Origin of the sequence: Yoonia sp. R2331 (genome assembly GCF_041103235.1) — a bacterium.
Classification (GTDB): Bacteria; Pseudomonadota; Alphaproteobacteria; order Rhodobacterales; family Rhodobacteraceae; genus CANMYO01.
This window is the reverse complement of sequence record NZ_JBGCUN010000002.1, coordinates 373515-395160: the sequence shown is the minus strand read 5'-3', so window position 1 is coordinate 395160 and position 21646 is coordinate 373515. Positions and strand designations below refer to the sequence as shown.

General features: G+C 57.1%; 27 protein-coding genes. 17 read left to right on the top strand and 10 right to left on the bottom strand.

Features of this window, described 5'->3' with window-relative positions:
- Positions 1-95 precede the first annotated feature (95 nt).
- The 4 genes from AB3Y40_RS16720 to AB3Y40_RS16705 all read left to right on the top strand — a co-directional run bounded on the left by AB3Y40_RS16720 (position 96) and on the right by AB3Y40_RS16705 (position 3092).
- On the top strand, positions 96-1418 hold the full coding sequence (locus AB3Y40_RS16720; protein WP_369440017.1) for a flagellin N-terminal helical domain-containing protein: 1323 nt from the start codon (positions 96-98) through the stop codon (positions 1416-1418).
- A gap of 95 nt (positions 1419-1513) precedes the next feature.
- Positions 1514-1879, top strand: coding sequence for a flagellar biosynthesis regulator FlaF (gene flaF / locus AB3Y40_RS16715; protein ID WP_369440016.1), 366 nt, complete (start codon positions 1514-1516; stop codon positions 1877-1879).
- Positions 1876-2280 carry a flagellar biosynthesis repressor FlbT gene (gene flbT, locus AB3Y40_RS16710; protein ID WP_369440015.1) on the top strand — a complete coding sequence of 135 codons (405 nt, stop codon included), beginning with the start codon at positions 1876-1878 and terminating at the stop codon, positions 2278-2280. The genes flaF and flbT overlap by 4 nt, the downstream gene beginning before the upstream one ends.
- Complete coding sequence (locus AB3Y40_RS16705; protein WP_369440014.1) at positions 2277-3092, top strand: DUF1217 domain-containing protein; 816 nt, start codon at positions 2277-2279, stop codon at positions 3090-3092. The genes flbT and AB3Y40_RS16705 overlap by 4 nt, the downstream gene beginning before the upstream one ends.
- A gap of 169 nt (positions 3093-3261) precedes the next feature.
- Here the strand turns inward: AB3Y40_RS16705 and AB3Y40_RS16700 are convergent, their stop codons facing one another.
- Entirely contained in the window at positions 3262-4599 is a 1338-nt protein-coding gene (locus tag AB3Y40_RS16700; RefSeq protein WP_369440013.1) for a FliI/YscN family ATPase, read from the bottom strand.
- An 85-nt stretch (positions 4600-4684) separates the two neighbouring features.
- Here AB3Y40_RS16700 and AB3Y40_RS16695 point away from each other — a divergent pair, with 85 nt between their 5' ends.
- The 9 genes from AB3Y40_RS16695 to AB3Y40_RS16655 are packed head-to-tail and all read left to right on the top strand — an operon-like array spanning position 4685 to position 9186.
- Entirely contained in the window at positions 4685-5065 is a 381-nt protein-coding gene (locus tag AB3Y40_RS16695; protein ID WP_369440012.1) for a FlgB family protein, read from the top strand.
- Between the two features lie 9 nt (positions 5066-5074).
- The gene (gene flgC, locus AB3Y40_RS16690) at positions 5075-5467 is read left to right on the top strand and encodes a flagellar basal body rod protein FlgC (protein WP_369440011.1); all 393 of its coding nucleotides are present in this window, start codon (positions 5075-5077) and stop codon (positions 5465-5467) included.
- A gap of 14 nt (positions 5468-5481) precedes the next feature.
- Entirely contained in the window at positions 5482-5757 is a 276-nt protein-coding gene (gene fliE, locus AB3Y40_RS16685) for a flagellar hook-basal body complex protein FliE (protein WP_369440010.1), read from the top strand.
- Positions 5757-6023: a flagellar biosynthetic protein FliQ gene (locus AB3Y40_RS16680; RefSeq protein ID WP_459554000.1), complete on the top strand. Its 267-nt coding sequence runs from the start codon at positions 5757-5759 to the stop codon at positions 6021-6023. Before fliE ends, AB3Y40_RS16680 begins: the two co-directional genes overlap by 1 nt.
- A gap of 2 nt (positions 6024-6025) precedes the next feature.
- Positions 6026-6742, top strand: coding sequence for a flagellar hook-basal body complex protein (locus AB3Y40_RS16675; RefSeq protein ID WP_369440009.1), 717 nt, complete (start codon positions 6026-6028; stop codon positions 6740-6742).
- 15 nt (positions 6743-6757) lie between these two features.
- Positions 6758-7543 carry a flagellar basal-body rod protein FlgG gene (flgG, locus tag AB3Y40_RS16670; RefSeq protein ID WP_369440008.1) on the top strand — a complete coding sequence of 262 codons (786 nt, stop codon included), beginning with the start codon at positions 6758-6760 and terminating at the stop codon, positions 7541-7543.
- Positions 7540-7956: a flagellar basal body P-ring formation chaperone FlgA gene (flgA, locus tag AB3Y40_RS16665; RefSeq protein WP_369440007.1), complete on the top strand. Its 417-nt coding sequence runs from the start codon at positions 7540-7542 to the stop codon at positions 7954-7956. Before flgG ends, flgA begins: the two co-directional genes overlap by 4 nt.
- Positions 7943-8668 (top strand): flagellar basal body L-ring protein FlgH, encoded by a 726-nt coding sequence (gene flgH, locus AB3Y40_RS16660; RefSeq protein WP_369440006.1) that lies wholly within the window; start codon positions 7943-7945, stop codon positions 8666-8668. Before flgA ends, flgH begins: the two co-directional genes overlap by 14 nt.
- Before the next feature lie 14 nt (positions 8669-8682).
- A complete protein-coding gene (locus AB3Y40_RS16655; RefSeq protein ID WP_369440005.1) occupies positions 8683-9186 on the top strand; it encodes a flagellar basal body-associated FliL family protein in 504 nt (167 codons plus the stop codon).
- Here the strand turns inward: AB3Y40_RS16655 and AB3Y40_RS16650 are convergent.
- The 9 genes from AB3Y40_RS16650 to AB3Y40_RS16610 all read right to left on the bottom strand — a co-directional run bounded on the left by AB3Y40_RS16650 (position 9174) and on the right by AB3Y40_RS16610 (position 18351).
- Positions 9174-9563: a hypothetical protein gene (locus tag AB3Y40_RS16650; RefSeq protein WP_369440004.1), complete on the bottom strand. Its 390-nt coding sequence runs from the start codon at positions 9561-9563 to the stop codon at positions 9174-9176. The two genes, AB3Y40_RS16655 and AB3Y40_RS16650, sit on opposite strands and share 13 nt — an antisense overlap.
- Positions 9560-10645 (bottom strand): EscU/YscU/HrcU family type III secretion system export apparatus switch protein, encoded by a 1086-nt coding sequence (locus tag AB3Y40_RS16645; RefSeq protein ID WP_369440003.1) that lies wholly within the window; start codon positions 10643-10645, stop codon positions 9560-9562. The genes AB3Y40_RS16650 and AB3Y40_RS16645 overlap by 4 nt, the downstream gene beginning before the upstream one ends.
- Positions 10642-11424 (bottom strand): flagellar biosynthetic protein FliR, encoded by a 783-nt coding sequence (locus AB3Y40_RS16640; RefSeq protein WP_369440002.1) that lies wholly within the window; start codon positions 11422-11424, stop codon positions 10642-10644. The genes AB3Y40_RS16645 and AB3Y40_RS16640 overlap by 4 nt, the downstream gene beginning before the upstream one ends.
- A complete protein-coding gene (gene flhA, locus AB3Y40_RS16635; RefSeq protein ID WP_369440001.1) occupies positions 11421-13514 on the bottom strand; it encodes a flagellar biosynthesis protein FlhA in 2094 nt (697 codons plus the stop codon). Before flhA ends, AB3Y40_RS16640 begins: the two co-directional genes overlap by 4 nt.
- A gap of 246 nt (positions 13515-13760) precedes the next feature.
- Positions 13761-15944, bottom strand: coding sequence for a tetratricopeptide repeat protein (locus AB3Y40_RS16630; protein ID WP_369440000.1), 2184 nt, complete (start codon positions 15942-15944; stop codon positions 13761-13763).
- Entirely contained in the window at positions 15945-16814 is an 870-nt protein-coding gene (gene motA, locus AB3Y40_RS16625; RefSeq protein WP_369439999.1) for a flagellar motor stator protein MotA, read from the bottom strand.
- 74 nt (positions 16815-16888) lie between these two features.
- Entirely contained in the window at positions 16889-17479 is a 591-nt protein-coding gene (locus AB3Y40_RS16620; RefSeq protein WP_369439998.1) for a MotE family protein, read from the bottom strand.
- Positions 17476-17817, bottom strand: coding sequence for a hypothetical protein (locus AB3Y40_RS16615; protein WP_369439997.1), 342 nt, complete (start codon positions 17815-17817; stop codon positions 17476-17478). Before AB3Y40_RS16615 ends, AB3Y40_RS16620 begins: the two co-directional genes overlap by 4 nt.
- A gap of 12 nt (positions 17818-17829) precedes the next feature.
- Positions 17830-18351, bottom strand: coding sequence for a flagellar basal body-associated FliL family protein (locus AB3Y40_RS16610; protein WP_369440245.1), 522 nt, complete (start codon positions 18349-18351; stop codon positions 17830-17832).
- Between the two features lie 123 nt (positions 18352-18474).
- Here AB3Y40_RS16610 and fliF point away from each other — a divergent pair, with 123 nt between their 5' ends.
- Genes fliF through fliP form a run of 4 tightly spaced genes read left to right on the top strand, consistent with a single transcriptional unit; the run spans position 18475 to position 21634 of the window.
- Complete coding sequence (fliF, locus tag AB3Y40_RS16605) at positions 18475-20034, top strand: flagellar basal-body MS-ring/collar protein FliF (RefSeq protein ID WP_369439996.1); 1560 nt, start codon at positions 18475-18477, stop codon at positions 20032-20034.
- A 2-nt stretch (positions 20035-20036) separates the two neighbouring features.
- The gene (locus AB3Y40_RS16600; protein ID WP_369439995.1) at positions 20037-20603 is read left to right on the top strand and encodes a hypothetical protein; all 567 of its coding nucleotides are present in this window, start codon (positions 20037-20039) and stop codon (positions 20601-20603) included.
- Complete coding sequence (locus AB3Y40_RS16595; RefSeq protein WP_369439994.1) at positions 20596-20904, top strand: FliM/FliN family flagellar motor switch protein; 309 nt, start codon at positions 20596-20598, stop codon at positions 20902-20904. Before AB3Y40_RS16600 ends, AB3Y40_RS16595 begins: the two co-directional genes overlap by 8 nt.
- On the top strand, positions 20882-21634 hold the full coding sequence (gene fliP, locus AB3Y40_RS16590; protein ID WP_459553999.1) for a flagellar type III secretion system pore protein FliP: 753 nt from the start codon (positions 20882-20884) through the stop codon (positions 21632-21634). The genes AB3Y40_RS16595 and fliP overlap by 23 nt, the downstream gene beginning before the upstream one ends.
- The last annotated feature ends 12 nt before the right edge of the window (positions 21635-21646 follow it).

The following is a 21646-nucleotide window of genomic DNA, read 5'->3' as shown; positions in this document are numbered from 1 at the left end:
GGCAAAAGCGTCAGAATGACGTCATGGCAATTCCGCATATGCGGGAGCCGCCCCATCAAGCGGTCGCAAAGCGACGCGCGAAAGGAAAGTGAACCATGTCAAGCATTCTGACAAACAACGGCGCAATGGTCGCGCTGCAGACACTGAAGTCCATCAACAAGGACCTCGCAACGACGCAATCCCAAATCTCGACCGGTAAAGCGGTTGGCAGCGCCAAGGACAACTCCGCAATCTGGGCCATCTCGAAAGTGATGGAATCGGATGTACAGGGGTTCAAGGCCATCTCGTCCAGCCTGTCTTTGGGCGAATCGACCGTTTCGGTTGCTCGTCAGGCCTCTGAAACCGTGTCTGATCTGCTTGTGCAGATGAAAGACCGGATCGTCGCAGCGCAGGAATCGAACGTAGACCGCGAAAAGCTTCAGACTGATATCGAAGCATTGCGCGATCAAATCACCTCTGTCGTCGGTGCCGCTCAATTCAACGGGCTGAACCTCTTGTCGAATGCGGAAACAACGTCTGCATATACCGCCGCTGGCAATGTGGACGATTCCGGTATCACCAAGGTTCTGTCGTCTCTTGACCGTTCCGCAACAGGCGTGGCGTCCAGCGACATCTCCGTTGCGAAACAAGATCTTGGAACGACCGCAGGCACCAAAGGTACACTCGCACTTGCCGCAGCCGCTATGACCGCAGCAGGCACCGCTGGGGCAAGCGGCGCAGGCACCGCGACATACACCATTAACGGTGAATCGACGACTGCCGGCCGGACCAAAACCGTAATGGCTGGCGACAGCTACGGCTTCAACATGCAGATCTTTGATGCAGCCGTCTCTGGCACACCTTTTGCAACAGCGGCCGGCGTTGATGCGACAAAAGGTGAGGCGTTGTATGTTGCCAAAGACGGCGACACGACATCTGACATCGCATCCGGACTGGCAGACATCATGAACTTCCGTCTGGCGGAACAGGGTCTGTCAGATGACTTCACCGTGACAGTCAGTGGGAACGTCGTGAGCGTTGTGAATAACACGACGACAGCCCTTGCCGCTTCCGCTGCGGCCAACATCGACCTGGATGCTGGCGGTTCGGTCAGCGGTGGCCTTCAGCTGCTGTCCGAACTTGATGCAACAACCGATGACGGCGCAGCTGCGGCTCTGACCGCCATCGAAAGCCTGATTGCAACGTCGATTGACTCCGCAGCCAGCTTTGGTTCTGCACAGGGTCGGATCGAAACGCAGTCCGAATTTGTATCAAATCTGACCGATGCATTGAAGTCAGGCATTGGCACATTGGTCGACGCCAACATGGAAGAGGCGTCTGCACGTCTCCAAGCCTTGCAGGTCCAGCAGCAGCTTGGTGTCCAGTCGCTGTCGATTGCGAACCAGGCTCCACAGACCATCCTGTCGCTCTTCCGCTAAGGGCATTTGCCGGAGGCGCTCTTGGCGCCTCCGGCTCACTCGCAATTGCGCGATAAAATCGCGTTTAGTTTCACATCGCCCCGGAAGGATCCGCCGTGAACGCTATCGAACTCGCCCGACAGGCCTATGCCCCTTCAACCGCTTCCATTCGTACCCCTCGGTCTATCGAAGCCCAACTAATTTCCGAAATTACAAGCCGCCTTTCCCAGACCGACGCGCCTTATGCGCACATCGTATCCGCAGTCCACGACAACCGCCAAATGTGGACCGCTCTCGCCGTTGACGTCGCAGACGCCGACAACGCGTTGCCCACAGATTTACGCGCCAATATATTCTATCTTGCTGAGTTCACCGACCTGCACAGCCAGAAATTTCTTCGTGGTGAGGCTGATTTGTCCGCTTTGGTCGATATCAACCGCGCCGTCATTCGCGGCTTGCGTGCCTCGGGTGCAACCACATGAGCGGGCTGGTTCTAAAGCTGAACCCCAGAGAAAGGGTTTTGGTCAATGGCGCCGTGATCGAAAACGGTGACCGACGCAGCAAGCTGTCCATCATTACACCCAATGCCAACATCTTGCGTTTGCGAGATGCAATCCATCCAGGCGAGGCGAATACACCCGTGCGGCGGGTTTGCTACATTGCGCAATTGGTGTTGTCCGGCGACGTTAGCCCGGAAGACGCAACACCGCAGATGATCACTGGCATCAATCAATTGAGCCAGGCCTTGATGGACGAGGATAGCCACGACCGTTTATCGGCCGCGACGCGCGCTGTTCGGTCCGGTGACTTCTATCGGACACTGAAGGCGCTGCGTGCCCTGTTGCCGCAAGAGGACCGCTTAATCGCGGCGCAGCCACAATGACCTTTCAACCGGTTGTCCCTCTGTCCGGCTATGTCGGATGGCGGTTCCTGCAGCGCACGATTGAGGCGCAACAAGACACGTTCAATCAGAGCCAACCGGTCATTCGTGATACAACCTATTTCCGAGAGAATATTGCGAAAATCAATACTGCCGAAGAGCTGGTGAATAACCGCAGATTACTCTCGGTCGCACTTGGCGCGTTTGGTCTGGACGAAGACATCAACAATCGCTTTTTCGTTTCTAAGGTCCTGTCGGACGGCATCGCCAATGAAGACGGCCTCGCCAACCGGCTGTCAGACAAGCGTTACTTTGCGTTTGCCTCAGCTTTTGGTTTGGGTCAGGGTGATATCCCCCGAACAGGGTTAACGTTCTTTGGCGACGAGATTGTATCCCGCTACGAGAAACAACAGTTCGCGCGTGCCGTAGGCAACAGCGATCCTGACATGCGGCTGGCCTTGAATACCGCGGACAAGATTTCGGATATTGTCGCCGACAACCAGACCGAAACAGGCCGTTGGTTTTCCATCATGGGTGACGGCCCTTTGCGTACCGTTTTTGAAAAGGCCCTCGGGCTACCCGCAAGTTTTGGAACAATTGATATCGACCAACAGTTGGAAACGTTTCGGGACAGAGCGAAGTCCGTGTTTGGAACCGATCAGGCTGCGGATTTTCTTGATCCTGACAGGCAAGAAGATCTGATCCGGTTGTTTCTGATTCGATCGGAAGCCGCCCAGATCAGCGCCGCGAATGGTGGCAGCATCGCCTTGACCTTGTTGCAATCGGCGGCCGTGCCGAGATCGCAACTGATTTAGGCGCTTCGATCAACCGCGCTGAACCTGATTGGTACGGGGCCGAAAGAGCGGGCAGAAGTCATCTGTCTTTCGAGACGTTGCGCGGCAGTGTCTTTCTTAGACCTGGCGCGATGCGCCTGACTATTCTCACGACGCGACTCCGACCCTAAATCGCCCTCTCTCTTGCGACTTATCCGGAGTTTTGCGCGGGCGCGCCCTGCGCTATCGCCTTTTTCAATGCGGCAAAGTGGGCGCGGGCATCTCGTTTGTCTTTGACTGTCAAGAAGAGCTCCAGCGGTTCATGGCAGGCAATCGACGCGTCGATCCTTTCGTCTGATCCAGACTCGTAGAGGCCCGCCTGTACCATTAGTGCAGCCTTGTCGTAGGTCGCCAAGAGCGCTCTGGCGTCAGCAATAAGTGCATTTTCAACCCGGTCTGCGACATCTGGCAAGGACCGTGAAACGGACCGCAACACGTCAATGGCAGGAAAGCGACCCCTTTCGGCAATTGTCCGATCCAATACGATGTGCCCGTCTAAGACACCGCGCAACATGTCGGCCACTGGTTCTTCCATGTCAGAACCTGCAACAAGGACAGTGTAGACCGCAGTGATATCACCCTGCCCGTCTTCACCCGGTCCGGCCCGTTCACACAAGGACGCGATGGCACCGGCGGTTGAGGGTGGAAAACCACGGAGGTTTGCCTGCTCTCCACCCACAACAGCGACTTCGCGGTGCGCCTCACAATATCGGGTGACGGAATCAACAAGCAAAAGTACCTGTTTGCCTTGGTCGCGAAAAAACTCTGCCGTTGCCGTGGCGGCCCACGCACAGCGGCGCCGGACCTGCGGCGCGCGATCCGAGGTGGCGGCAACGACGACGGTGCGCTTCATACCTTCGGGGCCAAGGACGTTTTCAGTGAATTGTCGCACCTCGCGCCCGCGTTCACCAACAAGTGCAATCACGATCACATCTGCATCAACACCACGCGCCAAGTCAGCAAGCAGTGACGACTTCCCGACACCTGAACCGGCAAAAAGGCCGATCCGCTGGCCGCGCGCCAATGGCAGAAGTGTGTTCATGACCGCCAGCCCCGTTTCCAACCGTTCGCCCAACGCCCGGCGACGGTGTGCCGGTGGCGGCGGGTTTTGCAGATTGGCCTGCCCTAAACCGGGCAGCAACGCCCGCCCATCCAATGGCCGACCGTCTGGGTCAATCACGCGCCCAACCCAACTGTCATCGGGGGCAAACCGCGGTTTTGGCGTGTATTGAACCACGTCATTCAACGCGATGCCGTCGCAATGCCCATCGACCAACGCATGGGCCACACCGGCATCGAGACGCACCACGTCTGCGCGCACACGCTGACCCTGGGCATGTATCGCCACACGATCCCCCAGTCGGACAACATGCATCAGCCCGCCAATTTCAACGGCGGCGCCGGTGACGGCAAGAACCCGGCCCACGGGGTGAACGGCCTTGAGGTCATCAAGGGCAGAGGTCATCCGGTCGATCAAAGTTGCGGTCATGGCAAAGAATCCCTTTCGCAATTGAACACCTTTTTAAGGAATCACCCTTAATGCTTCGTTTCATCAGCACGAGGGAGAAGCCCCGATGTATCAATCACTGGCACTGTTCCAGACAGCGCATGACATGGCCCGGCACGCCGGTGCACGACAGGCCACAACCGCCCGCAATGTCGCCAACGCAGACACGCCAGGGTATCAGGCCCGGCAGATCGCCCCCTTCACAGAGACCTATGCAAAAGAGGCGGCATCGACGATGCGCGCCACGCGCCCTGGACATTTGTCGTTTGATCCTGATCCGGCGCGACCAATGGCGGGTAACGGCGATGCGGAACCTTCGCCCAATGGCAATGCCGTCTCGATCGAAGAAGAGATGATGAACGCCGTCAACATTGCCCGCGAGCATAATCGCGCCCTTACAATCTATCGCCACACGATGACTGTGCTGCGCACGTCACTTGGCCGCTAAGGATTTCAAATGACCGATTTTTCTGAAGCTATCAGTGTCGCGACAAGCGGCCTGAAAGCGCAATCCAACCGGTTGCGCCACGTGTCCGAGAATATCGCGAACGCCGACACACCGGGGTATCGCCGCAAGACCATTGCGTTTGAAGAGGTCATGCAAGGCGCCACGAGCACTGGCGCGGTCGAGGCCACGAACCTGCGACTAGACCCCACAGCACTGGACCGCATTTTCGACCCAACACACCCGATGGCCGATGACAGCGGCCATTATGACGGATCAAACGTCAACCTTCTGGTTGAGATCGCTGACGCCCGAGAGGCGCAGCGCAGTTATGAGGCGAACCTGAAGATGTTTGATCAGGTGCGGCAGATGTCCTCTGCCCTGAACGATTTGCTGAAGAAATAGGAGAGGCCTGAAAAATGGATATTCGCAGCACACTTGTGGCGCAGAACTACGCTGCCAACCGTACAGCAACACAGCCAGACGCAGGGGCGGCAGCCCTAGGGGCTGCACAGGATTTCCTGTCGACGATGCAAGCCAGCGAGACCACGGCCATGCAAGCCATGACCGAAGGGGCGGACCCACATCAGTTGGTGCATGCCCTCGCGCAGACGGAGCTGGCCGTGCAAACGGCAGTCACTGTGCGGGATAAAGTGGTCGAGGCTTATCAGGAAATCCTGCGGATGCCCGTCTGATGGAAGAGGCGCTTTTCTATGACACGCTGCGGCAGGGATTGTGGATATCTTTCCTGATCTCACTGCCGATCCTGACGGTTGCATTGGCGACCGGTCTGACGGTGGGTCTGTTCCAAGCGCTGACCTCCATTCAAGAAATGACCCTGACGTTTGTTCCAAAACTCGGCGCGATCATCGCCGTCTTCTGGGTCACGATGGCCTTTATGACCGAAACACTGGTCAGCTTTTTTCAGGCCACGCTGATCCCCCTGATTGCCGGAGGCTGACCATGGAAAATGCGACCTATGCCACTTTGACACGACAATCCGGGTTGATGTCCGAACTACGGATTATCGCCAACAACGTGGCGAACGCCTCGACCACCGGATTCCGGGCTGAGGGGCTGTTGTTCTCGGAATACGTTGCTGATCTTGGTCCCGATCATCCTTCGCTGTCGCTGGCGGCAGCTCGGGTCCGGCATACTGACCTGACCCAAGGCACGCTGACCCAAACCGGCGGCAGCTTTGATCTGGCGATCGAAGGTGACGGGTACTTTCTGATCGATACCGCCGCAGGGCCCCGCCTGACGCGCGCGGGATCTTTCACACCTGATACCAACGGCGATCTTGTAACGATGGATGGCAACCCGGTGCTGGACGCTGGTGGCGCACCTGTCTTCATCCCGCAAGGGGTTGGCCCCATCGGAATTGCCGCAGATGGCACGATCAGCGCGGGCGGTGATCCCATTGGTCAGATCGGCCTGGTGGTGCCAAATGACCCCGGCGACATGACCCGCCAAAGCGGCACCATGTTCGAGACACCGGGTGGCTTTGCCCCTGCCCCTGACGGGCGCATGGTACAGGGTTTTCTGGAAGGGTCGAATGTGAACCCAATCCTTGAAATCAGCCGCATGATCGAGGTGCAGCGCGCCTACGAGCTGGGGCAGACATTCCTCGACAAAGAAGACGAACGTATCCGCAACGTTATTCAGTCCACCGGACGCTAACTCAGGAGAAATCTCATGCGCGCACTCAAAATTGCAGCCGCCGGGATGACCGCCCAACAAATGCGGGTGGAAGTGATTTCCAACAACCTCGCCAACATGTCGACGACCGGCTACAACGCCCGCCGCGCTGAATTTGCCGATCTGCATTACCAGCAATTGGCGCGACCAGGCACCATCAATGCCTCGGACGGGACGCAATTGCCGACCGGTGTGCAATTGGGTCTGGGCGTGCGGGCCAGCGCGGTCAGCATGATGCTGTCGCAGGGCGCACTTGGACAAACGGGTGGTGACTTGGATGTCGCCATCGAAGGGCAAGGCTATCTGGAAGTCACGCTGCCCAGCGGTGTTCCCGCCTATACGCGTGACGGCGCGTTGAAACGGACAGGCGAAGGGCAAATCGTGACTGCCGATGGTTTTCCTGTCGTGCCAGATATCACAATCCCGCAGGACGCGCGGTCAATCTCGATCAATGCAGAGGGCGAGGTTTACGCCTATTTTGTTGACCAAATTCAGCCACAGTTGCTAGGCCAATTCACCCTTGCGAGCTTTACCAATCCAAAAGGGTTAGAGGCAATTGGATCGAACCTGTTCCTTGAAACGCCCGCCTCTGGTCCGTCGGTTGTGAATGATCCAGGCCAAGACGGGTTGGGTGTTTTGCGGCAAGGATACCTCGAGGATAGTTCGGTTGATCCGGTCAAAGAAGTCACTGACCTGATCGAGGCGCAGCGCGGGTACGAGTTGAATTCCAAAGTGATCACCGCTGGCGACCAAATGTTGGGTGCCATGGTGCAGATCCGATGATCCGCCTTGCATTCTTCTTAGTCCTGATCGCCGGTCCGGCAGCGGCAGAGGTTTTGGTCGCCGCGCGCACCATTCCGGCACAATCGCTGATCCGAGCAGAAGATTTACTGTTACGCAATGTCGCCTCAAACGGCGGTGTGGACGACCCACTGCTATTGATCGGGATGGAGGCGCGCGTCGCCCTCTACGCCGGCCGACCGGTGCGCCCTGCCGATGTTGGATTTCCGGCAATCGTCGACCGCAATCAGATCGTGCCGCTCATCTACAACACCGGCGGTCTCTACATCGCGACCGAAGGGCGGTCATTGGGTCGCGCCGGTGTCGGAGAAGTTGTGCGGATCATGAATTTGTCGTCCCGCAGTACAGTTTCTGCCCGGATCGGAGAGGATGGAGCCGCCTATGTTTCGCGCTAGTTTTTTGATGCTTGGCTTTTTGGCTGCGTGCAGCAGCACACCTCTTGGCAATGCGCCCGAGATGACCTCGATCGTGGCAACAGATGATCGCACCGCGATGGTGACCTATAGCTTGCCGCAAGTGGTGGACCGTGCGCCCCGGTTTCCGGGGTCAAGCGCGTCGCTTTGGACGGGTGATCGCGGTTCATTGCTGGGCGACCGGCGCGCGATGCAGCGTGGCGATATCCTGACGGTCGTGATCGAAATTGACGATCAGGCTGAAATCTCAAATTCCTCGGATCGATCCCGAAGCGCCGCGCAACAAATGGCTGTCCCCCAGCTTTTGGGCCTGCCGCAACGGGTTGATCCGCGCCTGCCGGATGGGGCCTCGCTCGGCAACGCGGTTGGCATCAATTCCAACAGCTCGTCCTCTGGTGACGGGTCGGTCCGCCGGAATGAAAAACTGACCTTGCGTGTCGCCGCCACGATTACTGATGTTCTTCCCAATGGTGTGCTCGCGATCCAAGGCCAGCAAGAGGTGCGGGTCAACTTTGAATTGCGAGAGCTGCTGGTATCGGGCTTTGTCAGGCCTGCCGATGTGACCCGACAAAACGAGATCACGTATGACAAGATCGCCTCGGCCCGGATTTCTTATGGCGGACGCGGGCAGATCACAGACATGCAACAACCGCGCTATGGCCAGCAAGCCATCGAAGCCATCCTTCCTTTCTGATCAGAGGTGCCCATATGAAAATGCTCTTTCCATTGATCCTCGCGTTGATCGGCACCGGGGCAGGCGTTGGAGCCGGCATCATGCTCCGCCCCGCCCCGACCGAAGAACACGCCGCGAACGAAACGCATTGTTTGCCTGGCGAAACACACGTTTCTGCCGAGGCCCCCGAAGTAACGTCAGAGGTTCCGGCGGAAGAGGTCGCCTATGCGCAACTTGAAGATCAATTTGTTATCCCGGTGATTGCCGACGACAAAATCGCCGCAATGGTTGTTTTGTCAATTGGGATCGCGGTCCCACCAGGCGGCGAAGAAGCCGTTCTGGCCGTCGAACCGCGCCTACGCGACGGGCTGCTACAAGTGATGTTCAACCACGCCAATATCGGCGGATTTTCCGGGAATTTCACGAGTACAAGCAACATGCGGATCCTGCGTGAGGACTTGCTCGCCAGCGCGCAGGCCGTGCTGGGCAAAACTGCTCTTGATGTGCTGGTCCTGGATATCGTCCGTCAGGACGTTTGATCGCGCCTGCGACTTTTGACCTGACTTTCCGCAGCCCTGACCCGCGCCACAAGTGCAGTCAGGGCTTCTTTCTTGCCAAACGATTGTCGGACGCGCGCGATCACGCGCGCCTTCTCTGCCAGTGTTGCAGCCAGATCTCGGTTCAGAGATTCGCGCCGGTGATCAATCCAGCGATGCCAGCGCACATTTGCCCCCGCCTTGAGCGCGGCAGAGCCCGGCGTCACTGCTAATCCCTGTTGTCCACGCTCGGTGATCAGCCCATCCAGTTGGGACCGGATCGCCTGTTCTTGCGCGTTGATCTGCGCCAGTTTCGACTGGTCGGCAGCAAATGCAACCTCTGCGAGGCCTTGCAATGCGTGAAGCTCTTTCGTCTTCATCTGCGTGCCGTCGCTTTGGCGCGGATGCTCTCTGCAAACCGGATCGCGGCGGCGACGGCTTGGTAGTGATCGGGAGGAATCTCATCTCCGATGTCAACGGTCGCGTGAAGTGCCCGGGCGGTTGGCGGGTCGGAATGCAAAGGTACGCCGTTTTCGGCAGCAACCTCTCTGATCCGTGCGGCAATTTCATCCGTGCCTTTGGCTACGCACACCGGCGCTGTCGCTGACATTCGGTCCCACTTGAGAGCAACCGCATAGTGGGTCGGATTCACAACAACGACGTTGGCGTCCGGCACATCGGCCAGCATCTGATTTGTAGCCAAATCCATGCCCTTTTGGCGGCGCTGCTGTTTCATCATCGGATCACCCTCAGACTGCTTGAGTTCATCCATCATTTCTTTTCGGGACATGCGGTGCTTGCGCAGATGCTCTGCCCGCTGCCACAAAAAATCGATGGCGCCGATCGCCAACGCAATGGCCAGAACGATCAGCAAGAGGGTCAATACCAGCCGCAAAAGCGACACCACGATCATGCCGGGCGACATGAACATCGCACCGATCATGCGGTCCATCTGCTGCCACAAAAACAGGAAAAGAACAGCACTGAAGATCAGCAATTTAGAGAAGCTTTTCGCGAATTCAAAGAACCCGTTACGGCCAAATTTCTTCTTGAAGCCTTGCAATAACGAGATGTTGGAAAGCTTCGGCTTAACCCGCGCCGGCGCCACGACAAAGGCGCGCTGTCCGATCACCGCGAGCACAGCAAAAAGCGCAGGTACGCCAAATAGCGGCGCGACGGACCAGACCACTTGCTGCAAAATGCCACCAATGATTGGGGTGCGTGATCCCTCAAACGTAACGCGCGCCAGCTGATCGGCCTGATCGATCAGGATCATCATCGCATCGCCCAGATTGACCATTGCATTTGGCCCAAACGCGAATGCCGCAGCCAGGATCCCACCATAGGCGGCGGCCGTCGTCAGGTCGACAGAACGCGGGATTTCGCCCTTTTTGCGCGCATCATCCAGCTTCTTTTGGCTGGGCTCGAATTGCTTGTCTTCGTCGCTGTTGTCCCCGCTCATTCCCAGCCACCTGCCGGGTTCATGACGACAAGGGCAAAAGCCTCTAGCCAGATTGACAGCATCAGTGGTGCAGTCAGCACCAACAGCAACAGGCCTCCGGCAGTGATCGCTGGCGCACCCACAAAAGACACCATCAATTGCGGCATGGCGCGGTTTATTACGCCCAAGGTGACGTTGTAGATCAACGACGCGATCAAGAACGGTGCCGCCAGCGTAAAGCCCAGCGCAAATGTTTTGCCGACTGCGCGGACGCCCAGATCAACGGCGACATCCGGCATCAACCAAACACCCAGAGGGACGAGAGCGTAGGACTGCAAGATGTAGGCGGTCAACTGCACGTGCAACCCCATCATCGCTGCCAATGCGAGGCCCGAGACGACAAGGACGTGCCCCATCGCCGGTTGTGGGTCTACCCCGGCGGAGCCGCCGAAAATCTGAGAAAGCGACGTTGATTGCGCCGCAATGGTGCCTGCGATCTGAAGTGCGAAGACGAAAAAGCGTAGCAATAGCCCGAAGAACAGACCGGTCAAAACCTCGGGGAACAGCAGTACAATCGCGGGCAAAATGTCCGAAGGGATCGGGCCGGTCTGCACCGAAAGGACCGGCGTGACGATCAGGACAAACGCAAGCGCTATGGCAAGGCGTAGCCGGACAGGCACACTTTGCTCCCCAAAGGCTGGGAACAGGGACATCATGGCAGCAACACGCAGAAACACGACGAAACCAGCCCAAAGCGCGGACTGCGCGATGGGCAAGAGAACGAGAAGCTCTGCAATCATGCCGCTACGAGACCGACAAGGGCCGGTTTGGCATCAATTCCGATCTCCTCGAACGACAAGACCGGATTCAAAATGCCGCGCGCAGCCATGACTGTACGCAAGAACCGTCGCCGCCGCATGGATGTGACTACAGCGGCATATGCACCTTGTTGTGCTGCTTGCGACAGTTTGTCCGCAATGCCATCGGCCAGTTTGTTGAACGTCTCAGGCGGTAGTGCCACATCGGCCCCGCCCCGTTCGCCACGCAATTCGTAGGTTGTAAACGCGTCTTCCCATTCGGGTGCCAATTGGACCAAGGGGATGGTGCCGTCGTCGCGCCGCACTTCTGCGACCAGCTGAAAACCAAGCCGCTGGCGGACATGCTCTGTTATGCCGTCAATGGTCTGGTGAACCTGCCGCGCTTCCGCAATCGCCTCGAGGATCAGAGGCAGATTTCGAACCGAAACCCGCTCTTCCAATAGTAGGCGCATTACTGACAACAAAACGTCCATCGGCACCTTGTCAGGCATCAATTCGTCCAGCAATTTTTGGTTGGCGCTTGCACGGTCTGTGTCAGTCAGCGTCGTCATTTCGTCCAGGCGCCGACGCAGAGCCTTGTGCGTAAGCAACCGCCCGAAGTTTCGCTTTACGATCTCAAGCAGGTGCGTCGCCAGAACTTCGGTTGGCTGAACAGTGGTCAGACCATCCATGGCAGCACTTTCCTGTTGATCGATAGTGATCCATTTCGCGGGTGCCCCATAGACCGGTTCAGACACGACCTCTCCATCCAGCGCGTGGCTGTCCCCATCAGGCAAAAGTGCCAGAACGTGATTGGCCTTGAGAAGGTCGCGAGCCTGTTCGACCCCTTGAACATGAACGACATAAACACCGGGCGGCAATGCTGCGTTGTCGGTCAGTCGAATTTCAGGCAGCAGAACACCGAATGCCGTACCGATATGGTTGCGCATATTTGCGATCCGCGCGTCCAGCCCGGTACCCGGATCCAGTACCATGTCGACGAGATCAGGGGCGAATTCCACATGGATGTCGTCCAAATCCAACATGTCGCCAACGGAAGCCGTGGGTGGCGCTGTTTCAGCAGGCACATCTGGCAGTGCTTTGGCCACTTCGCGCGCTTTGGCGGATTGAACCAGTACAAACGCGCAGACGCCCAAGACGACTGATCCCAAAACGAAAGGCAAAAACGGCAGTCCTGGAACCAGCGCGAACAATCCCATGAGGACCGCCACCGTAGAAAGCGCCGCAGGATGGCGACCCAATTGATCAACGATCGCCAGGTCCGTCGCGCCTGTCGCGCCACCGCGCGCAAGCAAGAGGGCCGCGGCAATCGATATGATGACTGCAGGAATTTGGCTTACGAGTCCGTCACCCACCGTCAGAATGGCGTAAGTTTCAAAAGCTTGCCCAAGCGGCATGTCGTGGATTGCAATGCCGATGATCAGCCCCATGATCAAGTTGAGTGCTGTGATCAATAGCCCTGCGATTGCGTCGCCTTTCACAAACTTCGATGCACCATCAAGTGACCCAAAGAACGTGGTTTCAGCCTGTTCAAGTTCGCGCCTGCGTTTCGCCTCTTCGTGGTCGATTGCGCCAGCCGCAACATCGCTGTCAATTGCCAATTGTTTGCCGGGCATGGCGTCCAACGCAAATCGCGCGCCGACTTCCGCCATGCGCGTCGCTCCTTTATTGATCACCACGAAGTTGACGATCAGCAGGACACAAAAAACGACCAAGCCCAGCAAAACGTTGCCGCTCATCACGAACATCGCAAAGCCTTCAATCACGTCGCCTGCGGCGTTCGTCCCTGTATGCCCCTCCCCGATGATGAGTTTTGTCGATGAGACGTTCAAAGACAGACGCAGCATGAGTGATGCCAAAAGCACCGTCGGAAAAGCCGAAAAATCGAGTGGGCGCTGGATGAAAAGCGTCACGGTAAACATCAAGATTGCGAGCGCGAAGGACCCGGCGAGTCCAATGTCAAGAACCCAAGCCGGCATAGGCAGGATCATCATGACAATGATTGCCATCAATGCCACGGCCAGCAGGATCGTTGGGTTGAAACGAAAGCTAATGTTCGAAATCTGATTCATTGCACGCCTCGCCACAGAAGGGTCGGCCAATGAAACGGCGCAACTGGTTCAATCCGTTTCCGGCGACGGCGAAAGCGTTTTGCACTTAGCGGATCACGTAGCCGCAAGTGCCTGAACAAACGTGCTTTTTCGAGACCCCGTAAAGGGTTCGACTTGGACACTGGCGTTCTGCACATTATCCACATTCTCCAATTCAATTAAGAAGAGGATTAGTTGTTTTTGGTTACCAAAATCTGACCAAACCCATCAATTTGCGTCGATTTGAGGTGCATCAAATCGATTGAGCAATGCGCTCACCGTGTTTTGGGTCGCAGCTGCCTGTTCAATCAATGCGCGGCCCTGGGCTAAGGGCTGGTTTGGATCTGGTGTTGAGGACGTTTGCCGTAACGCAAGTTCAGATGCAGACTGCAAGAGAGGATCCTCGGACGTCGCCAGCGAAGACCAGTTGTTTGTCCGCCACGCTGTTTCAACACTCTCAGGTGACTGCCCATCTGACGACCCTGACCCATTCAAAATTGCCAAAGCGCGTGCGGACGTCATTCCCGCAAGATGAACTTCTGCTGTGTCTCTATCACCCAGTTGCATCGCCGCCATAGCGCGCAGATACCGTCGTTCCGCCATGGCGTCACCACTGGCGGAAGAAGACAATAACTCAATTGCGCGATCAGCAAACCCAAGGGCCAGTAAGCGTTCGGACAAACCGTTGCTGGTTTCTGAATTCAAATCGGCTGCTTCTGCCGCAAATGCGTATTCCAAGAACGGCATGTCTTTTGCTTTTTCGGTGACGTCGCGGGCAATTAGAGCGTTGAGTTCTGAGCGTGGAAACTTTTCCTCCAAATCCAACGATGCGCGCAAGATGTCCAAGGCTGCACCATGACGGCCAGACGCCACTTCCGCCTTGATCTGGATTGCTGCCAGATCCGCATCTATCGGATCCCCCCTATATTCGAACCGCTTCGTTTCAAGCAGTGACATCACCGCCGGATCAACCGGAAACCCTCTGTTTAGTTGTAATGCAATCAAGTCCAACAAGGCGGTGGGCGTAACGTCTCGGTTATTCGCTGCCAGCGTTGAAAGTGTTTCTTCAGCGTCTTCGAAATCACCACGTTCAAGTGCAATATCCGCCACGACCACCGCGCTTTCGACGGAGATACTTTGTTGCGCGGCACCGATGGACAACAGATTTTCGGCGGCATCAACCCGTCCTACGGCGACAAGCCGCGCTGCCAGGGCAGGCGAGAGATGAACTCGCAGATAAACAGGCAGGGTCTTGAATTGCCGAACAAGTCGATCTGCATCGGCCAACTCTTCGATCGCTCCGACTGGTGTTGCCAAAAACGCCCAAAGTGCGACCTCGCCCGAGCAAGATATCTGTTCTGCCAGTCCCGTTGCCTGCTCTAGTTCACCATCGATGATGTGGGCGAGTGCAACGATCGCGACACGTTCAGCTGTGTTGTCAGAATCAATCTGGAGCGTCTGTGTTGCTTCGCGACCGAACCCAAAATAAAGGTAGCTGCGCGCCAAGGCAGTGACTGCGTCATGGTCAACCCGGTCGAATTCGCCGTAAATTCGACTGCGCAGTTTCCCGATTTCTTCAGAAAATTTGTCGCCTTCTGCCCAATTTGTGACCTGAACATGCGAATCCGGCCAACAGGCTGTTGGAGCGACAACAGCAGGCTGTTCCAAAGCGCCAAGCTCCAAACCGACATCGACACTCGTTCTTGCGCGAACGCCAGACCTGGCAGGCAGCTGGGATAGAATAGTCTCCACCGGTTGCGGGGTCGGCAATTGTTTCTCTTGCGTCGCACCTTCATCGGCCACGACTTCAGCAGGTTGAGACGGCAGTGCGCCAGGTGAGAGGGTCAGCAATCCCTGATCAGCAGCGCGGGTTAAACCATCTATGATCCGCGCCTCGATTTCGCTCAAGTCAGGCGCGGCGGGTTCTTCCGTCACAACTGGCAAGACGTCGTTAATTGCAACAGGCGGCCGGGGGCGGGGCAAGAGATCAAGCTCGATCGCCGACGCTGTCTGCTCTGGTTCCGTTGGTTCGCGGGTCAGCGCAACCTCAAATGGGTTGTCCGCGGCAGCAACGCCGTCACGAATATCAACGACCACGCGATCCGGACGCCACAAGAACGCATCTGCATGACAATCACAGGACAATGCGAGGTTCAGCCGCGCCTCTTCGACGTCGACCTGCGCAATGCGGTCAAGTGGCAGGCGAGCAAAAAAGCCATTAGTTTCAAAATCAGTGACTCCTTCCGCCTGAAAGCCAAAACCTGCATCTGTCCGCCCCACCTGCCAGTCAGCGCCCTGCGGGATCGCAATGACAATCCGTGTGAATGTAGGGTGCCAGCCCGTGCGGATCGTCGCGGTTTCCGCCCAAAGAACCGTCGGAAGTAGACAGAGGATGACGATTGCCAACCGCATTCATGCAGCCTCTTGCTTAACGGTCTTGAGAGCCTCTTCCAGCTCGCCGAAGTCGGGGCGTAGATGGCTGGGCGCATTCTGACGCCCGACTTCGATACAAATATTCGGAGCGTGACGGTGCAGGTTTGCGATCAGGATCTCTCGGATGAGTTGTTGGAAATGCGCATCTTCTTCGATAACGGATTTTACGCGCACCGAAAACGGCCCCACCAATCCATAGGCCAGAAAGACACCAAGGAAGGTCCCGACGAGCGCGCCACCAATCAACTTACCCAACACCTCGGGCGGCTGATCGATGGACCCCATCGTTTTGATCACGCCCAGCACGGCGGCCACAATTCCCAATGCCGGCAACCCATCCGCAATGGTTTGCAAAGCATGGCTGGAGTGCATTTTGTGATGGTGCGTTGCCTCGATCCGCTTTTCGAGCACTTCTTCAACCTGATGTGGGTCGTCATAGTTCATAGACGCCGAACGCATCGTGTCGCAGATCAAGGAAATTGATTCCTTGTCCTTCAGCAGTTTTGGATACTTGCCGAAAACACTGCTTTCGTCCGGCGCCTCGATATGTCCTTCAAGCTCCACCGGATTTGCGCGGGCGATTCGTATCAATTCGAACAGCAGGCACATCAGGTCCTGATAGTCTTGCCGTTTGTATTTGGGGCCTTTGAAGACCTTCCCAACGTCAGCAATGGTGTGCTTGATCCCACTCATATCGTTGGCGATGACGAACGCGCCCAAGGCGGCACCACCGATCATAATCATTTCAAACGGCAGAGACTTCAGGATGATTCCCATCTTGCCGCCGGCCAGCAAGTAGCCGCCGAACACCATGATAAAAACGATCGCGATGCCAATAAGGCCAATCATTGAAAACGTCCTTTCCAAAAGGCGCACTTGCCATGCGCACACCATGCACCAAGCAGGTTAATGAACCGTGCGGATCACTGTGTCGGCACACCAGCATTGCGCCCGGCCAGGACCGCGCTGATCGAATAGGCAATATCGGGCTCGATGAGGGTCATGATCTGGGCCGCTGCCACTGGCTCCATCAATCCAAGGAACCCTGCTGCAAAGTCAGGTGTCATTTGCTCAAAAAGCTCAGCTGCGTCCTTGGGCTTCATATTCTCGTAGACTCGCGTCAGACGCTCCAAATCGCTTTCGGCAGCCGTATCAGCTAATGCGATTGTTGCGCGCAACGCTTCTTCGGCGGCGGACAATGCCGCGAGCTGTTCTGCCACTTCCGATTCGGCCAGGCGAAGGGCCTGCATTCGGTCGAGGAACTGCGCCTCTCTTGCTGCCAGTCGGGCTTCGCGTTCCTGCAACGCCCGCAGCAAACCTTCAGCATCGCCCGCTGCGATAGGCGGTTGCGACGCGGGTGCAACCAATTCCTCTGGCGAAGGTTCGACCATCGTCGCACTTTCGGCAACAGCTGCTCCGGTCGTTGTGATCCGCAGCACAGCCGAGGTCACCAGTAGCGCCGCAATAATATGAAGTGTGCCGCGTTTCTTGCGTGGTCGTTTTGCGCCGCTCATTGTTGTGTCCCGGACGGGCGGACATAAAACGGGTTCGTGTCTGCGGGCGCCTCAGCGGGCAGATCATGCATGGAGGCCACCAAAAGCTCCAGATGACGCGCCGCTTTTTCGGCGCGGGCGCTCACGTCTGACAGGGTACTGACAGAATTGGTGGCGGTCGATTGCGCTGATTCCAACGATTTTGAGAGGTCATCGACCTGTGCAGACAACAGGGCGACCGCGCCACCGACCCCTTTTTCAAGGTCCGTAAATCGCCGCAGCCGTCGCGCCAAAATGTGACAGTAGAAGCCGGCGCCAAGCGCCCCGGCAAGTAGTAAAAGATCGGCAATAAAGGCCATGGCTGTCCCTTTCTAGTTCAGCACAAATTCCATGATCAGCAGGTCGCGCACCTGATCCTGACCAGTCACCACTTGGACACGGCGCAGCATTTGCCCGCGCAGTCGTACCAGCACATCCGGATCAGCAAGTTCTTCAATATCCACCGCGCGCAGATATCCATTGAGCACATCAACCACGCGGGGCAATGTCGCGGCCACGGTCGCCTCGTGTTCCGGCGGCACTTCAAGTTGAGCACCAAAGCGCAAAAATCGCGTGCCATTGGTGCCGGAAATCGAGATGACAAGCGGATCAATGGGTACAAACGCAGCACTCGCCTTGGGGATGCCATCATCTCCTTCCGCGTGCTCATCGTGCCCGGCTGCGGCTTCTTTTTCGCCCTCAGCACCCGATTCGCTATTGCCCAGAATCATTCCCGAGCTCACTGCAAAAAACCCGCCGCCGCCACCCGCCAACGCCAGAACAACCCCAAGAATCAAAGGGAGTTTCGACTTCTTCGGGGGAGCTTCTAATTCAGGATCAGCTGCGGCTGACATAACGGACCTCTTAAAATCTTTGGTTGCACCGTCATAAACCGCCAAGCCCTAACCGATTGTTAAGTCTGTTGGGGCCATAAGCAGGTTAACGAACAGAACGTTCGGTTGATCTGGAGAATCCAATTGCAGAACCTATTGGCGGTTTGGTCGACATTAAGCGCAGGACGGCGGCTGGTTGTCGTCGGGGCGACGGTCGCCGTATTTCTGGCGGTCCTCTTTGTGGCGCGTGCAGCATCACAAAAAGACCTCACACTCCTCTATGGCGGGCTGGAGTCAGCAGCTGCGGGCGATGTGATCACCGCCCTGGACGCGCGGGGCGTCGTCTACGAGGTGCGCGGCGGGGCCATCTATGTTGACGCAGCCATGCGCGATGCGCTGCGGATGTCGCTGGCCGGCGAGGGCCTGCCCGCTGCTGGCGCACAGGGCTATGAGCTACTGGACGGCTTGTCCGGCTTTGGCACAACAAGTCAAATGTTTGATGCCGCATACTGGCGCGCCCGCGAGGGAGAGCTGGCGCGGACGATCCTTGCGAATCCCACCATCCGGGCAGCGCGTGTGCACATCTCGACGCCCAGCAGCCGCGCCTTCGCGCGCGATCAAAAGGCGACGGCCGCCGTGACGCTCACAACAACCGCGAATGCGTTGAGCGCGCAGCAAATCAAAGCATTTCAATACCTTGTGGCAGCCGCAGTCTCGGGCCTTGATCCCAACGACGTGGCCGTCATTGATGACCGCGGGGGTCTATTGTCCGACGCAACAGGCGCACCAGTCGGGGCAGCAAGCGACGATAAAGCCGCGATGTTGCGTGATCAGGCCGAGCGTTTGCTGGCCGCGCGGGTCGGCCCAGGCAATGCCGTGGTTGAGATCACAGTCGACACAGTGACCGAAAGCGAATCGATTACAGAGCGGTTGATTGATCCCGACAGTCGTGTCGCCATCAGCACCGACGTCACAGAAAGCGAAGCAAAGGCCCAAGACACCCGTGGCGGAGACGTCACCGTCGCTTCGAACTTGCCGGATGGTGACGCAGGCGCAAATGGCGGCACGTCCAGCAATGACAACAGCGAAACCCGGGCTTTGACGAACTATGAAATTTCCCAGACCGAACGACAAGTTGTCCGCGCGCCCGGTGATATCAAGCGATTGACCGTCGCGGTCCTGGTCAATGAAGTGCAAGCAACCAGTGCCGATGGCACCATTGAAAGCACACCACGCACAGCTGAAGAACTTGCCGATCTGGAAGAACTTGTCGCCTCTGCGGTCGGATTGGATACCGCGCGTGGCGATGTGTTGACGTTGCGATCCCTCCCGTTTGACCCCTTGCCGACTTTGGGCTCAGAGGCGGTCGGCGGCGGCGTCCTCAACCAACCTTTGAACGTCATGCAACTCATCCAGATTGGTGTTGCTGCGGTGGTTGCGTTGATCCTTGGGCTTTTTGTTGTGCGTCCGGTTTTGACCAACGCACAACCGGTGGGGCCAAATCCATCTTTGCCTGCACCACTTGATGTGACCGGACCAGAAGGCGCCGAGGCAGAGCTGAGTAGCGCGCCGCTGATCGAAGGAACTGTTGCGCCCCCTGATGCGGTCGCTCGTTTGCGCGAAATGATCGCAGAGCGGGAAACCGAAACTGTCCAGATCCTGCAGGATTGGATGGAAGACCCTCAATCAACTGAAAAGGCCTAAACATGGCATTGATGCTGGCATTGCAGGATTTTGCGTCGGCGGATGCCGCCGATCCCTCCCCTCCGACCGTCGAAGGTTTACCCGGTTATGAGGCCGGGTTCGCAGCCGGCATCGCCGCAGCAAAAGCGGAACAAGATCAAATCGATCAAGCGCTTGTGCAATCGATCGAGGATATAGCATTTGGATTTGCAGAGGCGCGGCAAACCGTTCTGATGAGTTTGGCGCCATTCTTCGAAAAGCTGTCAGAGCACATCCTGCCCGTAACTGTCGACACCACCTTCCGGACAAGGTTGATCGAGCAGTTGCAATCAGCTGCGTCCGAGGATGTAAGGCAACCCTGCCAATTGGCGCTGCACCCAGATCAGGTCGATGCGGTGCAAACGTTGCTGACACAGCTCGCATTTTCAGATGTCACCGTCATCAGCCGCAATGATCTGACACCGCATGGCGCGCTTGTGCAGCGCGGCCCGGAAGAGACAGCCATCGACGTTGATGCGGTGCTTGAAGGTATGCGCGAAACGCTGACTGGATTCTTCGATATGATGCAGGAGCATGAAAACCATGGATGAAACCGAAGCTGCGATTGCCGAAACGCCGACCGCCAAATCGGGCGGATCCAGCCTTTTGCAGAAAATCCCAATTGAAATCACAATCTCTGTCGGCAAAGCGCGCCCAGCTATTCAAGAACTGTTGGAGCTTGGGCAAAACGCAGTTTTGCCGCTGGACCGTCGGATCGACGATCCCGTCGAACTCTATGTCGGGGATCGCCTGATCGCCCGTGGCGAACTACAGGAATTGGAAGGTGGCGAGCATGGGCAACTTGCAGTCCGTCTAACGGAAGTGATCAGTGATACACGCGATCTGGCCTAAACCCTGGGCACTTTGCGGTGCAATTGCACTGGCGGTCCTTTGCCTGGCAAGCCCGGCATTCGGACAAGAAGTGACGTTGACTTTGGGTGAAGATGGCTCGCTCGCAACTAGATCAATCCAATTGCTTGCATTGGTCACCATTCTCAGCCTTGTGCCTGGCATCGCAATTATGGTCACCTGTTTCCCGTTCATCGTGACGGTCCTTGCGATCTTGCGCCAAGCTATCGGACTTCAACAATCTCCGCCGAACATGCTGATGATATCACTGGCGTTGTTCCTGACGTATTTCGTGATGGAACCGGTCTTTGTCGAAAGCTGGACATCTGGCATCCGCCCGATGATGGACGGCGCGATCGCGCTTGAAGATGGGTTCATACGGGCGATGGATCCTCTTCGAGAATTTATGTCCGCACGGGTCGATGGTGATACCTTGTCGGAACTTGCCTCACTGCGTCCAGATTTAGCGCCCGGGCTGGCACCCATGAACGCCCCTTTGTCGGTTTTGGTGCCATCATTCCTGCTGAGCGAGATAGAGCACGCGTTTCAGGTTGGCTTCATGATCTTTTTGCCATTTCTGATTATCGACCTCGTCGTCGCGGCCGTACTGATGTCGATGGGCATGATGATGGTTCCTCCAGCTATCGTGTCATTGCCGTTCAAGCTGGCCTTCTTTGTCGTTGCTGACGGCTGGGCTTTGATCGCAGCAAGCTTGGTTCGTGGGTACAGTTGATCGGCTTTTGCT

Bases quoted from the DNA above. Each gene is read 5' to 3' on its own strand.
- AB3Y40_RS16675 (WP_369440009.1), top strand. From the start codon at position 6,026: ATGGAAAATGCGACCTATGCCACTTTGACACGACAATCCGGGTTGATG.
- AB3Y40_RS16680 (WP_459554000.1), top strand. From the start codon at position 5,757: ATGGAAGAGGCGCTTTTCTATGACACGCTGCGGCAGGGATTGTGGATA.
- flgC (WP_369440011.1), top strand. From the start codon at position 5,075: ATGACCGATTTTTCTGAAGCTATCAGTGTCGCGACAAGCGGCCTGAAA.
- AB3Y40_RS16720 (WP_369440017.1), top strand. From the start codon at position 96: ATGTCAAGCATTCTGACAAACAACGGCGCAATGGTCGCGCTGCAGACA.
- AB3Y40_RS16630 (WP_369440000.1), bottom strand. From the start codon at position 15,944: ATGCGGTTGGCAATCGTCATCCTCTGTCTACTTCCGACGGTTCTTTGG.
- motA (WP_369439999.1), bottom strand. From the start codon at position 16,814: ATGATTGGCCTTATTGGCATCGCGATCGTTTTTATCATGGTGTTCGGC.
- AB3Y40_RS16695 (WP_369440012.1), top strand. From the start codon at position 4,685: ATGTATCAATCACTGGCACTGTTCCAGACAGCGCATGACATGGCCCGG.
- AB3Y40_RS16610 (WP_369440245.1), bottom strand. From the start codon at position 18,351: ATGTCAGCCGCAGCTGATCCTGAATTAGAAGCTCCCCCGAAGAAGTCG.
- flbT (WP_369440015.1), top strand. From the start codon at position 1,876: ATGAGCGGGCTGGTTCTAAAGCTGAACCCCAGAGAAAGGGTTTTGGTC.
- AB3Y40_RS16705 (WP_369440014.1), top strand. From the start codon at position 2,277: ATGACCTTTCAACCGGTTGTCCCTCTGTCCGGCTATGTCGGATGGCGG.
- AB3Y40_RS16700 (WP_369440013.1), bottom strand. From the start codon at position 4,599: ATGACCGCAACTTTGATCGACCGGATGACCTCTGCCCTTGATGACCTC.
- flgG (WP_369440008.1), top strand. From the start codon at position 6,758: ATGCGCGCACTCAAAATTGCAGCCGCCGGGATGACCGCCCAACAAATG.
- flhA (WP_369440001.1), bottom strand. From the start codon at position 13,514: ATGAATCAGATTTCGAACATTAGCTTTCGTTTCAACCCAACGATCCTG.
- AB3Y40_RS16595 (WP_369439994.1), top strand. From the start codon at position 20,596: ATGGATGAAACCGAAGCTGCGATTGCCGAAACGCCGACCGCCAAATCG.
- flgA (WP_369440007.1), top strand. From the start codon at position 7,540: ATGATCCGCCTTGCATTCTTCTTAGTCCTGATCGCCGGTCCGGCAGCG.
- AB3Y40_RS16645 (WP_369440003.1), bottom strand. From the start codon at position 10,645: ATGAGCGGGGACAACAGCGACGAAGACAAGCAATTCGAGCCCAGCCAA.
- fliE (WP_369440010.1), top strand. From the start codon at position 5,482: ATGGATATTCGCAGCACACTTGTGGCGCAGAACTACGCTGCCAACCGT.
- AB3Y40_RS16620 (WP_369439998.1), bottom strand. From the start codon at position 17,479: ATGAGCGGCGCAAAACGACCACGCAAGAAACGCGGCACACTTCATATT.
- AB3Y40_RS16640 (WP_369440002.1), bottom strand. From the start codon at position 11,424: ATGATTGCAGAGCTTCTCGTTCTCTTGCCCATCGCGCAGTCCGCGCTT.
- AB3Y40_RS16615 (WP_369439997.1), bottom strand. From the start codon at position 17,817: ATGGCCTTTATTGCCGATCTTTTACTACTTGCCGGGGCGCTTGGCGCC.
- flgH (WP_369440006.1), top strand. From the start codon at position 7,943: ATGTTTCGCGCTAGTTTTTTGATGCTTGGCTTTTTGGCTGCGTGCAGC.
- AB3Y40_RS16600 (WP_369439995.1), top strand. From the start codon at position 20,037: ATGGCATTGATGCTGGCATTGCAGGATTTTGCGTCGGCGGATGCCGCC.
- AB3Y40_RS16650 (WP_369440004.1), bottom strand. From the start codon at position 9,563: ATGAAGACGAAAGAGCTTCACGCATTGCAAGGCCTCGCAGAGGTTGCA.
- AB3Y40_RS16655 (WP_369440005.1), top strand. From the start codon at position 8,683: ATGAAAATGCTCTTTCCATTGATCCTCGCGTTGATCGGCACCGGGGCA.